This is a genomic window from Microvirga sp. BF8, assembly GCF_059888585.1.
Genome location: NZ_CM187619.1, coordinates 807,251 through 821,364, shown reverse-complemented (window position 1 = coordinate 821,364; position 14,114 = coordinate 807,251). Strand labels below are relative to the sequence as shown.

Sequence of the window (14,114 nt, the reverse complement as noted above, 5' to 3'; positions counted from 1 at the left end):
GCCGCTGCGCACCCGTCTTCGCGATGAAGAGCGCAGACGGCTCAGCAGGCGAAAATTCCCGGGCACATGCCCGCCTCAGGCAAACGTCCATGCCTTGTGCGCCAAAAAGCTCCACAGCATGACAATCCCGGTGGTCACCAGCTGCGCGGCGAGATAGGGCGCGCCGAGGTTGACGGTGAACACGTGCATGAAGCCCCAGGTCAGCAGGAATCCGACGAATGCGACGAGGGCGAAGCGCCATGTGGCTTCCCGATGGGGCCGATTGCTCCGGTAGGTGTGTCTGCGGTTCAGGGCATAGGAAACAAGCCCGCCGGCAATGTATCCGCCGAGGGTCGCAGGCACGGGATCGGCCCCCGCCCCTTCGACCAGACCGATGAGAAGGCCGTAATGCACGATGGCCGCCACGACGCCGACGCCGAAGAAGGCGCTGAACTGCCGGGCAAGTCGGGAAAGGGCGGGAAACGTCGTCACCGGGCTCCCATAGCGCCTCGGAGCCACCAGGTCACGCCCTGGATGATTTCCCGAAGCCGATCGCCTTTGTCATTCCGTGGCCTGCAGGCCCGGGAAGCCACGAATACCGGCCATGCGAATCCAGCGCGGCACCGGCCGCGTGCCCGTTCCCGGAGTGACGGCCGAGATACGTGGGAATACCGGGGCCGAAACCTGGGCATGGGGCGCCTTGCCCCTTCCTTTACGGGGGAAGGCCGTGTAAGAGCCTCTCTCAACCTTCAATCTGACAACACGCCAGCTGCGCTCGGAAGCGCCGCATCATGCGGCCGCGCGGCTGGATACGCCTGGGTGGCCCTATGCCGAAGCGGACTGACATCTCTTCCATCCTCATCATCGGCGCAGGCCCGATCATCATCGGGCAGGCCTGCGAGTTCGATTACTCGGGGACTCAGGCCTGCAAGGCCCTGAAGGAGGAAGGCTACCGAATCGTCCTGGTCAACTCGAACCCGGCGACGATCATGACCGATCCGGATCTGGCCGATGCCACCTATGTGGAGCCGATCACCCCGGAGATCGTTGCCAAGATCATCGAGAAGGAGCGGCCGGACGCTCTCCTGCCCACCATGGGCGGGCAGACAGCCCTCAACTGCGCCCTGTCCCTCAAGAAGATGGGCGTGCTGGAAAAATTCGGCGTCGAGATGATCGGTGCGACGGCGGAGGCCATCGACAAGGCGGAGGACCGCCAGCTCTTCCGCGAGGCCATGACCAAGATCGGCCTCGACACCCCGAAATCGCGCCTCGCCAACGCGTCGGCCCTGAAGAAGGCCGACCGCGACGCCTATCTCGCCGAGCTCGCCCGCATGGAGGCCCTCGACCTTCACCCCGGCGACAAGAAGCGGATGGTCGCCGCCTACGAGCTGAAGTGGAATGCGCACGAGAACGACCGTCGCAAGCGCTATCAGGAGCACGCCATGGGCGAAGCCCTCCTGGCGCTGGCGGAGGTCGGCCTCCCGGCGATCATCCGCCCGTCCTTCACCATGGGCGGCACAGGCGGCGGCATCGCCTACAATCGGGATGAATTCCTCGATATCGTCGAACGCGGCCTCGACGCCTCGCCCACCAACGAGGTGCTGATCGAAGAGAGCGTTCTCGGCTGGAAGGAGTACGAGATGGAGGTCGTCCGCGACAAGGCGGATAACTGCATCATCGTCTGCTCGATCGAGAACATCGATCCCATGGGCGTGCATACCGGCGATTCGATCACCGTCGCCCCCGCTCTGACCCTCACCGACAAGGAATACCAGATCATGCGCGACGCCTCCTTGGCGGTTCTGCGCGAGATCGGCGTCGAGACCGGCGGGTCGAACGTGCAGTTCGCGGTCAATCCCCAGAACGGGCGCATGATCGTGATCGAAATGAACCCCCGCGTGTCGCGCTCCTCGGCGCTCGCCTCCAAGGCGACGGGCTTCCCCATCGCCAAGGTCGCGGCAAAGCTCGCCGTCGGGTACACGATGGACGAGATCGCCAACGACATCACCGGCGGTGTGACCCCGGCCTCGTTCGAGCCAACCATCGACTACGTGGTCACCAAGATCCCGCGCTTCGCCTTCGAGAAGTTCCCCGGCGCCGAGCCGACGCTCACCACCGCCATGAAGTCGGTGGGCGAGGCCATGGCCATCGGCCGCACCCTCCCCGAATCCCTGCAGAAAGCACTGCGCTCCCTGGAAACCGGCCTGACGGGCCTCGACGAGATCGAGATCGAGGGTCTCGGAAAGGGTGACGACAAGAACGCCATCAAGGCGGCTCTGGGCACCCCGACCCCTGACCGGCTCCTCAAGGTGGCCCAGGCCCTGCGCCTCGGAGTCAGCCACGACGAGGTCTATGAGAGCTGCAAGATCGACCGCTGGTTCCTGGAGCAGCTCCAGGCCATCGTCGATCTAGAGGCCAAGGTGAAGGCCCACGGCCTGCCCCAGACGCCCGGCGCGTTCCGTCAGCTCAAGTCCATGGGCTTCTCGGATGCGCGCCTCGCCGTTCTGGCCGGCAAGACCGAGACCGAGGTGCGCGAGCTGCGCCGCTCGCTCGCCGTGCGCCCCGTGTTCAAGCGCATCGATACCTGCGCCGCGGAGTTCGCCTCCCCCACAGCCTACATGTATTCGACCTATGCGGCGCCCTTCGCCGGACAGCCGGCCGACGAGGCCTATCCGTCCGATGCCAGGAAGGTGATCATCCTCGGCGGCGGACCGAACCGGATCGGCCAGGGCATCGAGTTCGACTATTGCTGCTGCCATGCCTGCTTCGCCCTCAAGGACGCGGGCTATGAGACCATCATGGTCAACTGCAACCCGGAGACCGTCTCGACGGACTACGACACCTCCGACCGGCTCTATTTCGAGCCCCTGACGCAGGAGGACGTGCTCGAAATCATCGAAACCGAGCGCTCCAGGGGCACCCTGCACGGGGTCATCGTACAGTTCGGCGGCCAGACGCCGCTCAAGCTCGCCCGCGCCCTGGAGGAAGCGGACGTGCCGATCCTCGGCACCTCCCCGGACGCCATCGACCTCGCGGAGGATCGGGACCGGTTCAAGCGCCTGCTGGACAAGCTCCACCTGAAACAGCCCAAGAACGGCATCGCCTATTCGGTGGAGCAGAGCCGCCTGATCGCCGCCGATCTCGGACTGCCCTTCGTGGTGCGCCCCTCCTACGTGCTGGGCGGGCGGGCCATGGCGATCATCCGCGACGAGACGCAGTTCGAGGATTACCTGCTCGGCACCCTGCCGAGCCTGATCCCCTCCGACATCAAGGCGCGCTACCCCAACGACAAGACCGGCCAGATCAACACGGTTCTCGGAAAGAACCCGCTTCTCTTCGACCGGTATCTTTCGGACGCGATCGAGGTGGACGTGGACTGCCTCAGCGACGGCAAGGACACCTTCATCGCCGGCATCATGGAGCATATCGAGGAGGCGGGGATCCATTCGGGCGATTCCGCCTGCTCGCTGCCGCCCCGCTCCCTGGCGCCGGAGATCGTCGCCGAGCTGGAGCGCCAGACCAGGTCGCTGGCGCTCGCCCTCGACGTCGGCGGCTTGATGAACGTGCAATATGCCATCAAGGACGGTGAGATCTACGTCCTGGAGGTCAACCCCCGCGCCTCGCGGACGGTGCCCTTCGTGGCCAAGGTCATCGGCGAGCCGATCGCCAAGATCGCCGCCCGGATCATGGCCGGCGAGAGTCTCGCAAAGTTCGGCCTTACCCCCAAGGAGCTGCCCCATATCGGCGTCAAGGAGGCGGTCTTCCCCTTCGCCCGGTTCCCGGGCGTCGACGTGCTCCTCGGGCCCGAGATGCGTTCTACGGGCGAAGTCATCGGTCTCGACCGCGGTTTCGGCGTGGCCTTCGCCAAGAGCCAGCTCGGCGCCGGAAGCCAGGTGCCGAAGACCGGCACCGTCTTCGTCTCGGTGCGCGACTCGGACAAGGCGCGGATCCTGCCGACGATCCAGATGCTGCAGGAAATCGGCTTCCAGGTCGTCGCAACCGGCGGCACGCAGAAGTTTCTTGAGGAAAACGGCGTCAAGGCGACGCGGATCAACAAGGTGCTCGAAGGCCGCCCACACGTGGTGGATGCCATCAAGAACGGCGACATCCAGCTCGTGTTCAATACAACCGAGGGTGCAGGCGCGCTCTCGGATTCGCGCAGCCTACGACAGGCTGCCCTCTTGCATAAGGTTCCCTACTACACCACTCTTGCAGGAGCGATCGCTGCGGCCGAGGGCGTCAAAGCCTATCTCGGCGGCGATCTCGAGGTCAGGGCGCTCCAGGATTACTTCGCCTGAAGCCCGGCCTGAATCGGAACTGCGAAGCTTCACGGAAGTTTTCGTTGATGAGCGAGGGCGTCGGCAACGGCGGCCTCGCACCTCTTTTTGAACGAGACGAATGATGGACAAGGTCCCTCTGACGATCAAGGGTTTTGCGGCGCTCGAAGAAGAGCTCAAGCACCGGCAACAGGTCGAACGCCCCCGGATCATCCAGGCGATTGCGGAAGCCCGCGCGCTGGGCGACCTGTCGGAAAACGCGGAATATCATGCGGCCAAGGAAGCCCAGTCCCTCAACGAGGGCCGGATCCTCGAGCTCGAGAGCCTGATCTCCCGAGCGGAAGTCATCGACATTTCCAAGCTCTCGGGCGACCGGATCAAGTTCGGCGCCACCGTGAAGCTCGTCGACGAGGACACGGAAGAGGAGAAGACCTACCAGATCGTCGGCGATCCCGAGGCCGATGTGCGCTCGGGCCGGGTGTCGATCTCGTCCCCCATCGCCCGCGCCCTGATGGGCAAGACCGTCGGCGATACCGTCGAGGTGACGACTCCTGGGGGAGGTAAGTCCTACGAGGTCGTGGGCGTCCGCTTCGGCTGACCCATATGGAAAGGGGCATCATGCGCGAGTGTCGATCATGTCTCCCCTGTCCCGCCGCTCTTCTCTGATCGGATTCGCCGTCGCCGCGCTGAGCGGCGCGGCCTTCTCGCCTGCCCGGGCTCAGCTTTTCGCGCCCGCTCAACCCTTCCCACAGTATTTCTCGTCCTTTGCCGTCGACGTGAGCGTCCTGAAGGCCAAGGGCCTCGGCCCCTTTGCCGATCTCATCGCTGCCGCGACACTCGAGCAGCTTCGCGTCTCCTTCGGCGACCGGATCGATCCGAGGGGCCCGCGGCTCGTTGTCCGTCTGACCGAACTGGTCCAGACCGCATCCCCCGGCGGGGGCGGAGACCACTGGCGGCGTGGCGGGGGCGGAGGCGGGACGGATTCGCTGGACGGCGAAGCCCTGGCCATCGGCCGAAAAGGCGAGATCCTGGCCCGCCACCCGCAGCTCGCGGTGCTGCAGGCCAATCGCAGCATCCTTGATCCGGACGAGCCCGGCCGCGCGGTCGAGCTTGCGCACAACTACGTGCTGTGGCTGCGACGGCAGCTCATCAACTGAAAGCGAGCTCGCGCCAGCAGAGCCTGACCCGAAGGGCCGCGAAGCAGGAACCCAGACCCTCCGCAGGTTCGGGATCGAAAGCAGGGCTATCGTCGCTCTTTATTCTGAACCGTCGTGGTTATGGGTTCCGGGCCCGCACCTCCGGCGCGTGCCGGAATGTCGGTGGGGTCAGGAACCGGCCTCCACCACGTCCTCGATCGGCACCAGAGGTTCGTCCTTGATCAGGTCGAGGGTCAGGGCGGTACGCACGTTGCGCACGTTGGGCAGGCTGGTGAGTTCTGAGACGAGGCCCTGGAAGGACGCCAGATGAGGCGCCACGCACTTCATGATGAAGTCGATATCTCCGGACAGGGTCCAGCACTCGCGGACCATGGTCCAGTCCTTGATGTGCTGTTCGAACTCGTTGAGTTCCTTCTTGCCCTGGACTTCGAGCTGCACCATGGCGAAGCAGACGATCTCGAAGCCGAGCGCCTTCGGATCGAGCATGGCCCGATAGGCCTTGATCACGCCGCTTGACTCGAGCGCACGCACGCGGCGCAGGCATGGGGGCGCCGACAGGCCGACTCGGCGGGCCAGCTCCACATTCGTGATGCTGCCGTCGGCTTGCAGTTCCTTCAGGATGGCCCAGTCTATGGAATCGAGGCGTCCGCGCACATGACCTCCGGGAAAGGCTCGTCTCGGCTGAGTAGACGTTGTAGAGGGACTGCACAAGAAGGTCCGGCGATTAAGTCGCAACGAACTTCGCGAACTCCACAGGCACAATGATCGAATGTTGCGCGATGTCGGCATTATTTCCTGGGTTCTGACGGACGGCAAGGCGGGCGACGAGCTCCAGGCCCTGAGCGTCGCGGACGCCCTGGGCCTTGTTCCCGAGATTCGCCGCGTCAGGCCCCGCCCCCCCTTCAGCTGGCTCATGCCCTGGGGGCCGATCGATCCGCGGGAGCGGCCCGCGGCCCACAACAGCCCCCTCGTTCCGCCCTTTCCCGACCTGCTCATCGGGTCCGGACGCCGCGCCGTGCCCTATCTGCGCTTCGTGAAGCACGCATCGGGCGGGCGGACCTATACGGTGTTCCTGAAGGATCCCCGGATCGGCCTGAAGGCCGCCGACTTCATCTGGGCGCCGAGCTATGACCGGATCCGGGGCCCCAACGTCCTCAACACGCTCACGCCTCCGCACAGGATTTCGCCGGAGCGCCTCGCGGCGGCACGGGCCGAGCCCGACCCGCGGCTCGCCTCCCTGCCCCACCCGCGCGTCGGCGTCCTGGTCGGCGGCAGCAGCCGGCATCACCGGTTCGGCGAGAGCGACATCGCCGGTTTCCTCGCCCGCCTGAGGAGGCTGGCGGAAACGGGTGCCGGCCTGATGGTGACCGCTTCCCGGCGCACGCCGCCGGCCCTTCGGGAGGCCCTGGCCGACCTCGTCCGCCGGCATGGCGGCTTCCTGTGGGACGGCAAGGGCGAGAACCCCTTCGTCGGCCTCCTCGCCCTTGCGGATGCTGTGGTAGTAACCGCGGACTCCTTCAACATGGTCGGAGAGGCGGCCGCGACGGGCGTGCCGATCCTGGTCTTCGAGCCCGGCGGCGGTCACCCCAAGTTGCACGCTTTCCTGAATGAGCTTAAGGGCAAGGGAATTGTGCATGGGTTCGAGGGGCGCCTTGAAGGCAGCCCTTACGTGCCGCTAAATTCAACCCCCACGATCGCGCGCGCCATTGCCGAAGGCCTGGCCCGCCACCGCCGCGCTCTCGGCCTCCCGGACGCGGCGTTCTCACTGGAGAATCCCTGATGGCCCAATCCCACGCCAAGCTCATCATTATCGGCTCTGGGCCAGCAGGCTACACGGCGGCGATCTATGCGGCCCGCGCCCTCCTCGAGCCTGTCCTGATCTCCGGTTTCCAGCCGGGCGGCCAGCTCATGATCACCACCGACGTGGAGAACTATCCCGGCTTCGCGGACGTGATCCAGGGCCCCTGGCTCATGGAGCAGATGCGCCTCCAGGCGGAGCACGTGGGGACCAGGACGGTGTCCGACCATATCGTCAAGGTCGATCTGAACACCCGCCCCTTCCGGATCGAGGGCGATTCCGGCGACGTCTATACCTGCGATGCCCTGATCATCGCCACCGGCGCCCAGGCGAAGTGGCTCGGGCTTCCGTCGGAAGCCCAGTTCCAGGGCTTCGGCGTCTCGGCCTGCGCCACCTGCGACGGCTTCTTCTTCCGCGGCAAGGAGGTCGTGGTGGTCGGCGGCGGCAACACGGCGATCGAGGAGGCGCTCTACCTCGCCCATCTCGCAAAGAAGGTCACCGTCGTGCATCGGCGCGACTCCTTCCGCGCCGAGCGCATCCTGCAGGATCGTCTGTTCAAGCATCCGAACATCGAAGTCGTCTGGAATTCCGCCGTCGAGGAAATCTGCGGTACGCAGAACCCGACTTCCGTCACCCATCTCAGGCTCAAGAACCTCGTCTCCGGCCAGGTGACGGAGCACGAGACCGATGGCGTCTTCATTGCCATCGGCCACAAGCCTTCGACGGAACTCTTCTCGGGCCAGCTCGACATGAAGCAGGGAGGATATCTTCTCACGCAGCCTGGTTCCACCGCGACCAACATTCCCGGCGTCTTCGCAGCCGGCGATGTGGCGGACGACGTGTTTCGCCAGGCGGTCACGGCTGCGGGCATGGGCTGCATGGCCGCCCTGGAATCCGAGCGCTACCTCGCCGCGCTGGAGGCGACCCAGCAGGCGGCTGAATGAAATCATGAAAAGAATTGGTGAATCTTTGGCCGGAATTCCTATTGCCTCCGGCCGAAGCTGATAAGAGATAAGGAACTCGGCACAAAAGCCGGGACGCCAGGGGAACGCTGTGGACTGGGACAAGATCCGGATTTTCTATACGGTCGCGGAGGCTGGAAGCTTCACGAGGGCCGGCGACGATCTGGGTCTGAGCCAATCCGCCGTCAGCCGTCAGATCAGCGCCCTCGAGCGGGAGCTGAAGGCCCCTCTCTTCCATCGCCATGCCCGCGGCCTCATTCTGACCGAGCAGGGGGATCTGCTGTTCCGCGCCGCGCGCGACATGCGCATGCGGCTGGAAACCACCAAGGCTCGCCTCGTCGAGACAAGCGAGCGGCCCTCGGGTGTGCTCAAGGTGACCACCACCGTCGGCCTCGGTTCGATCTGGCTGGCGCAGCGCATCGCGGAGTTTCTCGACCTCTATCCGGATGTCCGCGTCGAACTGATCCTCAACAACGAGGAACTGGATCTCGCCATGCGCGAAGCCGATGTGGCGATCCGGCTCCGCCGCCCCGCCCAGCCCGACCTGATCCAGCGGCGACTGTTCACGATCCACTTCCATGTCTATGCCTCGAACGACTACCTGAAGCGGTTCGGCGAACCGAAGACACTCGAGGATCTCGACAAACACCGTATCGTATCGTTCGGCGGCCATGAACCGTCCTATCTGACCTCGGTCTACTGGCTCTCGACGGCCGGCCGCGAAGGCCAGGAGCCCCGGCCCTATCACTACGTGGTCAACAACATCACGGCTCTCCGCTTCGCGGTCGAGACCGGGGCGGGCATCGCCGTGCTGCCGGACTACGTGGTCGTCGGCAATCCCAACCTCACACAGATCCTGCGCGACGTGGAGATGCCGTCACTCGACAGCTATCTCGTCTACGCGGAGGAGATGCGCTCGGTCGCGCGCGTCCAGGCGTTCCGCGATTTTCTCATCAGCAAAGCCCAGCGCTGGACCTATTAGGGCGGCCAAGCTGGATGGCTCAGCCGGAATTTGTCAGCTTGACGACACAAGCCATGCATGTAGCGCAGCCCTTTTATGAGGCATGCTGCATTGCAAAAGAGCGCGGTGCGGTCGATATGAGCATTGGCTGATTTCAACGCGGCATCGCTTATCTTCCTCCCAAGCGCTGCCGTTTCGGCCGTTCCCTCTGGAAGGTTTTGACATTTGTCGGACCTCACTTTAGCCGGGCTTCGCGCCCGGCTTTTTTTTTGCCTGCGAGGTCTCGCTGCCGTCGACGAGCGCGCCTCAGCGCGAGGCGCTCACGTCGTCCTTCAGGACACGCCGCAGCACCTTGCCCACATTGGACTTCGGCAGCGAGTCACGAAACTCGATCCTTCGGGGCACCTTGTAGGCGGTGAGATTGTCACGCGCGAAATGCCGGAGTTCCTCCGCCGTGAGGGATGAGTCTTTGCGCACCACGTAGGCTACGACGATTTCGCCGGAATGCTCGTCGGGCAGGCCGATCACCGCCGCTTCCATGACGCCAGGATGCTGTGTGAGCACGTCCTCGACCTCGTTCGGATAGACGTTGAAGCCCGAGACCAGGATCATGTCCTTCATGCGGTCGACGATCTTCACCTGTCCGTCCGGCAGGAGCACCGCGACATCGCCGGTGCGGAAGTAACCGTCCGACGTCATCACCTTCGCGGTCTCGTCGGGCCGCATCCAGTAGCCGGCCATGACCTGCGGACCCTTGACGCACAGCTCGCCCCGCTCGCCGGGCGGAACCGGCGCTCCCTCGGCGGAGCGGATGGAGACCAGGGTTGACGGGATGGGATACCCGATGGTCCCGGTGAACTCCTCGATGTCGAGTCTGTTGGCGCACACGACGGGCGACGTTTCGGACAGGCCGTACCCTTCGACGATGGGCTGGCCCGCCACGTCCTTCCACTTCTTCGCGACGGCCGCCTGCGTGGCCATGCCGCCCGAAACGGCGAAGACGAGTTGAGAGAAGTCCACCTCCTCGATTCCCGGGGCGTTCGCCAGGGCGTTGTAGAGGGTGTTGACCCCCGACATGAGCGTAATGCGCCGCGATTTGAGCGTCTTCACGAAACCATGGATATCGCGCGGATTGGCGATCAGCAGCATGCAGCCGCCGATCCGCGTCATCAGCATGGCGCAGACCGTCAATCCGAAGATGTGGTAGAGCGGCAGCGCCGCGACCATCACATGGTCGTCGCGCTCGCCGAAGAAGGGGCGCATCCACGCCTCGCATTGCAGCACGTTCGCCGCCACGTTGCGGTGAAGCAGCACGGCGCCTTTCGCGACGCCCGTCGTGCCGCCGGTATATTGCAGAAAGGCGATGTCATCGGGTGTGATCGAGACCGGATCAGGCCGGCGCGATGCCCCTTCCGACAGGACGGACCTGAAGGTCACCGTCTTCGGAAGATCGTAGGACTTCACCGCCTTCTTCACATAGCGCGACACGAGATTGACGATCGCGCCCTTGAACCCGAGCAGGTCACCGGGCGTTACGATCACGACGCGGTCGAGACGAAGCTCGGGCAAGGTTTCCTGAACCGTCGCCGCGAAGTTTTCGAGCACGAACAGGAATCGCGCACCGGCATCCTTCACCTGGTGTCCCAGTTCGCGTGCGGTGTAGAGCGGATTGACGTTTACGACGGTGCCCCCGGCGATCAGGATCCCGAACAGGATTGCCGGGTAGGCCATGACGTTCGGCAGCATGATCGCGACACGCTCGCCTTTCTGAAGCCCTTGAGACTGCAGCCAGGAGGCGACAGCCTCGGCATGTCGGCCAAGCTCCGCATAGGTGATCCGCTTCCCGAAACTATCCGCAGCAAACCGGTTTCCGTAATGGTCAACGCCTTCGCGGAACATGTCGACCAGGGTTCCGACCTTCGCCTCGTCGATCGTGGCCGGAACGTTCGAGGGGTAGGATTTCAGCCAGGGCTTGGTTGCGGCCGGGTCGGCGGCTCCCGTGAGGATGGGCGCCGGGGTCGTGGCGTTCATTTTGTCGTTTCCTCCGCTCGTCATGCGGCTGCGTCATGGGATGGCGTTTCCCTTGAGGCTAACTTGGCGTGCACGACACCCTTTGTCGATGGGCGCTTCGTCGAAGCAGCCGGCCGAGGCGGGTGGCGGAGGTGGCAGGAAGTGGAAGCGGCATGGCGGGATGGCCGGCAGGCGCCGGCCATCCGAGCCTTTCCCTCAATGCGCCTTCTGCATGGCGAGTTCGGCGGGACGTCCGCTCAGTTCCGCCATGTGATCGAACCGGGTCGAGAACGTACCGACGCCCGCGGTCGCGGAGCGCAGCTCGACGATGAGATCGCCGATCTCGGCCTCCGGGATCGTAGCGTTGATCACGTCCCAGCCCGGCCAGCCCGGCCGCGCGTCATAGCCGAGGATCTGGCCGCGGCGCGAGGTGACGAGCCCCGTCGCCTTGGAGAGAGCCTCGGTCGGAATCGTGATCTCCACCGACAGGACCGGCTCCAGAAGGACAGGCTTGGCCTTCGGCAAGGCTTCCGCCAGGGCGAGCTTCGCCGCGGCCTGGAACGCCGCGTCCGAGGAATCGACCGTGTGGTAGGAACCGTCGGTCAGCGTCACCGCCACATCGACCACGGGAAAGCCAAGGGGCCCGCACCTGACCGCATCCCGCGCCCCCGTTTCCACGGAGGGGATGTACTGGCGCGGCACCACGCCGCCCGTGATCTTGTCCTGGAACGCGAAGCCCTCCCCGCGCGGCAGGGGGTGAATTTCGATCATCACGTCCCCGAACTGGCCGTGTCCGCCGGTCTGCTTGCGATGCCGGCCCCGTGCCGAGGCGGGGGTGCGGATCGTCTCGCAATAGGAGACCCGGGGCTTGGACGTCTCGACGCCGACCTGGAACCGGGACGCGAGCTTCTCGACCGCGACCCTCAAATGCATCTCACCCTGGCCGAGGAGCCGGATTTCTCCGATCTCGGGGCGATTGTCGATCACGAGCGACGGATCCTCCTCCGCGATCTTGGCGAGCGCGCCGGTGAGGCGAACGTCATCCTTGCGGTCCCTCACCCGGATCGCGAGGGAATAGACGGGCTCGGGCGGCGCGATGGACAGGATGGCCTCGGGACGGGTCTTGCCAGTGCTGAAGCAATCCGTCGTCGCGAGGTCCTCCAGGCGTCCGAAGCCGACCGTCTCCCCGGCCTGCGCGGCCTCCTTGCGTGTCATGGAGGCGCCGACCAGGGTCATGAGGCTGCCGATCCGGGCCTCCGCGCCCCGGGACCCGATCACCGTGTCGCCCTCATGGAATTCGCCGCGCAGAACCCGGGCGACCGACATCTTGCCGCCCTGCCCGAGATGGAGGGTCTTCACGATCTGGGCGAGCGGCGGGCCATCCTCCGGCACGCCCAGCCTGGCACGGGTGTCCTCCACGCCGGGAGCCTCATGGCGCAAGGCCTTGAGAAGGCGCGTCACCCCGTTACCGCGTTCCGCCGAGCCGATGAAGGCGGGCACCACATGCTGGTCCTTGAGTTCCTGCGCCAGATCGTCGAACACCCGGTCGCGCGGCGGTTCTATCTCGGAGATGAGATCCTCCATCAGGGTGTCGTCATAATCTGCCAGCCGCTCGAGCATGGCGAACCGCGCCTCGCGCTCGCGCAGGGTTTCCCCATCCGGTATGTCGACGATCTCGCTCGGCGCATGCTCGCGATAGATGAAGGCGCGCTCCAGCGCGAGGTCGATGAAGCCGACGGCGATCCCATCCTTCCAGATCGGGATCTGGCGCAGCAGGAGCGGCGTGCGCGAGGCGCGCTGCAGCAAGGCGAGGGACTCTCTCACCCGCCGCGTCGCCGTATCGATCTTGTTGATGAACAGGAAGCGCGGAATATCGGCCTCCTCAAGCTCCCGCAGGATGATCTCGAGGGCGGGGATCTTGCGTTCGTCCGCTTCGCAGACGACGATCGCCGCATCGCAGACCGGGGCCACATTGCGCATTTCGTGCAGGAATTCAGTGGAGCCGGGACAGTCCACGAAGGTCATGGTTTCGCCGAGGAACGTGACCGTTGCGACATTCGGCTCGATGCTCATCGCATGGGCCCGTGCCTCCGCGCTCGAATCGCCCACGCTGTCTCCGTTCATCACCCGGCCCGATCGCCCGATGGTGCCGGTTCGCTCCAGGATCGCTTCGAGGAGGGTGGTCTTTCCGCTCTGGAACGGGCCAACGATGGCGATGCATCGCGGGCCCTTCGTTCCTCTGCCGTTGGGTGCCATGACAGTCTCCTTCCCTGCCCCCATCAGCGCGCTCTTGCCGGCCGCATACGGGCGATGCTCTGCCTGTCGGCCAGCAATGGCAAGGGCTTTGTCGGCAACCTATCGGCCCGACTGGGGCGCAAAAGAATACGGCCCGGCATGGGCCGGACCGTGAAAAGGCCGTCGCGATTCCATTACCGGCGTGCCGGGCGCAGCTCCAGGTCGCCGACACCGAGCGCGAAATTCAGGCCGGTCTGGCCACTCACGGAAACCGGCTGCAGGGAAATCGAACGGTTGAAGCCTCCGACCAGGACATTCGCCCCGAGCCCCGCACCGACGGTCGCCTCCGCGGTCGCGCCGACATAGCTGCCGGCGAGGGCCCACGGCCCCGGGCGACCTTGGGAGAAGACCGCCCAGGTGATCGCGCCGCGCCGCGTGGCGCCGACATCGAGACCAAACTTGCGGATCACCCCGACGTAGCGCTCGGCGGGACCACGGCGTGGCCGGAAGGTGCAGGTGGTCGCCTTCTGCGATCCGAGGATCAGGCCGATGCCCCCGGACACGCTGCAGGTCAGGACCCCGGCCCTGACCCGGCTCTGGGCCTGCGCGTCCGAGATCCCGGTTGAAGCGAGCAGCACCAGGGCTGCGACGGATGTGACGGCGCGAAGCATCGTGATCTCCTTAAGCTTGGCTTGGGCGATCAACGATGCAGGAGGAATGATGTTCCCTTACGGG

11 protein-coding genes are annotated in these 14,114 nt (G+C 65.2%); 6 read left to right on the top strand and 5 right to left on the bottom strand.

The window, feature by feature from the left end:
* Positions 1-75: 75 nt before the first annotated feature.
* Positions 76-471: a GtrA family protein gene (locus AC522E_RS03880; RefSeq protein ID WP_500749078.1), complete on the bottom strand. Its 396-nt coding sequence runs from the start codon at positions 469-471 to the stop codon at positions 76-78.
* A 335-nt stretch (positions 472-806) separates the two neighbouring features.
* Here AC522E_RS03880 and carB point away from each other — a divergent pair, with 335 nt between their 5' ends.
* The 3 genes from carB (at position 807) to AC522E_RS03865 (ending at position 5,413) form a co-directional block, all read left to right on the top strand.
* The gene (carB, locus tag AC522E_RS03875) at positions 807-4,277 is read left to right on the top strand and encodes a carbamoyl-phosphate synthase large subunit (protein ID WP_500749077.1); all 3,471 of its coding nucleotides are present in this window, start codon (positions 807-809) and stop codon (positions 4,275-4,277) included.
* A gap of 103 nt (positions 4,278-4,380) precedes the next feature.
* The gene (greA, locus tag AC522E_RS03870; RefSeq protein WP_500750579.1) at positions 4,381-4,854 is read left to right on the top strand and encodes a transcription elongation factor GreA; all 474 of its coding nucleotides are present in this window, start codon (positions 4,381-4,383) and stop codon (positions 4,852-4,854) included.
* A 37-nt stretch (positions 4,855-4,891) separates the two neighbouring features.
* The gene (locus AC522E_RS03865) at positions 4,892-5,413 is read left to right on the top strand and encodes a hypothetical protein (RefSeq protein WP_500749076.1); all 522 of its coding nucleotides are present in this window, start codon (positions 4,892-4,894) and stop codon (positions 5,411-5,413) included.
* Between the two features lie 168 nt (positions 5,414-5,581).
* Here AC522E_RS03865 and AC522E_RS03860 read toward each other — a convergent pair whose 3' ends face one another.
* On the bottom strand, positions 5,582-6,067 hold the full coding sequence (locus AC522E_RS03860) for an Lrp/AsnC family transcriptional regulator (protein WP_500749075.1): 486 nt from the start codon (positions 6,065-6,067) through the stop codon (positions 5,582-5,584).
* A gap of 115 nt (positions 6,068-6,182) precedes the next feature.
* Between AC522E_RS03860 and AC522E_RS03855 the strand changes: the two genes are divergently transcribed.
* From AC522E_RS03855 to AC522E_RS03845, 3 genes are all read left to right on the top strand, one after another.
* Positions 6,183-7,193 carry a mitochondrial fission ELM1 family protein gene (locus AC522E_RS03855; RefSeq protein ID WP_500749074.1) on the top strand — a complete coding sequence of 337 codons (1,011 nt, stop codon included), beginning with the start codon at positions 6,183-6,185 and terminating at the stop codon, positions 7,191-7,193.
* On the top strand, positions 7,193-8,155 hold the full coding sequence (gene trxB, locus AC522E_RS03850) for a thioredoxin-disulfide reductase (RefSeq protein ID WP_500749073.1): 963 nt from the start codon (positions 7,193-7,195) through the stop codon (positions 8,153-8,155). Before AC522E_RS03855 ends, trxB begins: the two co-directional genes overlap by 1 nt.
* A 109-nt stretch (positions 8,156-8,264) precedes the next feature.
* Positions 8,265-9,155 (top strand): LysR family transcriptional regulator, encoded by an 891-nt coding sequence (locus AC522E_RS03845; RefSeq protein ID WP_500749072.1) that lies wholly within the window; start codon positions 8,265-8,267, stop codon positions 9,153-9,155.
* A 285-nt stretch (positions 9,156-9,440) separates the two neighbouring features.
* Here the strand turns inward: AC522E_RS03845 and AC522E_RS03840 are convergent, their stop codons facing one another.
* The 3 genes from AC522E_RS03840 to AC522E_RS03830 all read right to left on the bottom strand — a co-directional run bounded on the left by AC522E_RS03840 (position 9,441) and on the right by AC522E_RS03830 (position 14,050).
* The gene (locus tag AC522E_RS03840; protein WP_500749071.1) at positions 9,441-11,165 is read right to left on the bottom strand and encodes an AMP-binding protein; all 1,725 of its coding nucleotides are present in this window, start codon (positions 11,163-11,165) and stop codon (positions 9,441-9,443) included.
* A gap of 195 nt (positions 11,166-11,360) precedes the next feature.
* Complete coding sequence (locus AC522E_RS03835) at positions 11,361-13,400, bottom strand: elongation factor G (protein WP_500749070.1); 2,040 nt, start codon at positions 13,398-13,400, stop codon at positions 11,361-11,363.
* 173 nt (positions 13,401-13,573) lie between these two features.
* Positions 13,574-14,050 (bottom strand): DUF992 domain-containing protein, encoded by a 477-nt coding sequence (locus AC522E_RS03830; protein ID WP_500749069.1) that lies wholly within the window; start codon positions 14,048-14,050, stop codon positions 13,574-13,576.
* Positions 14,051-14,114: the final 64 nt, after the last annotated feature.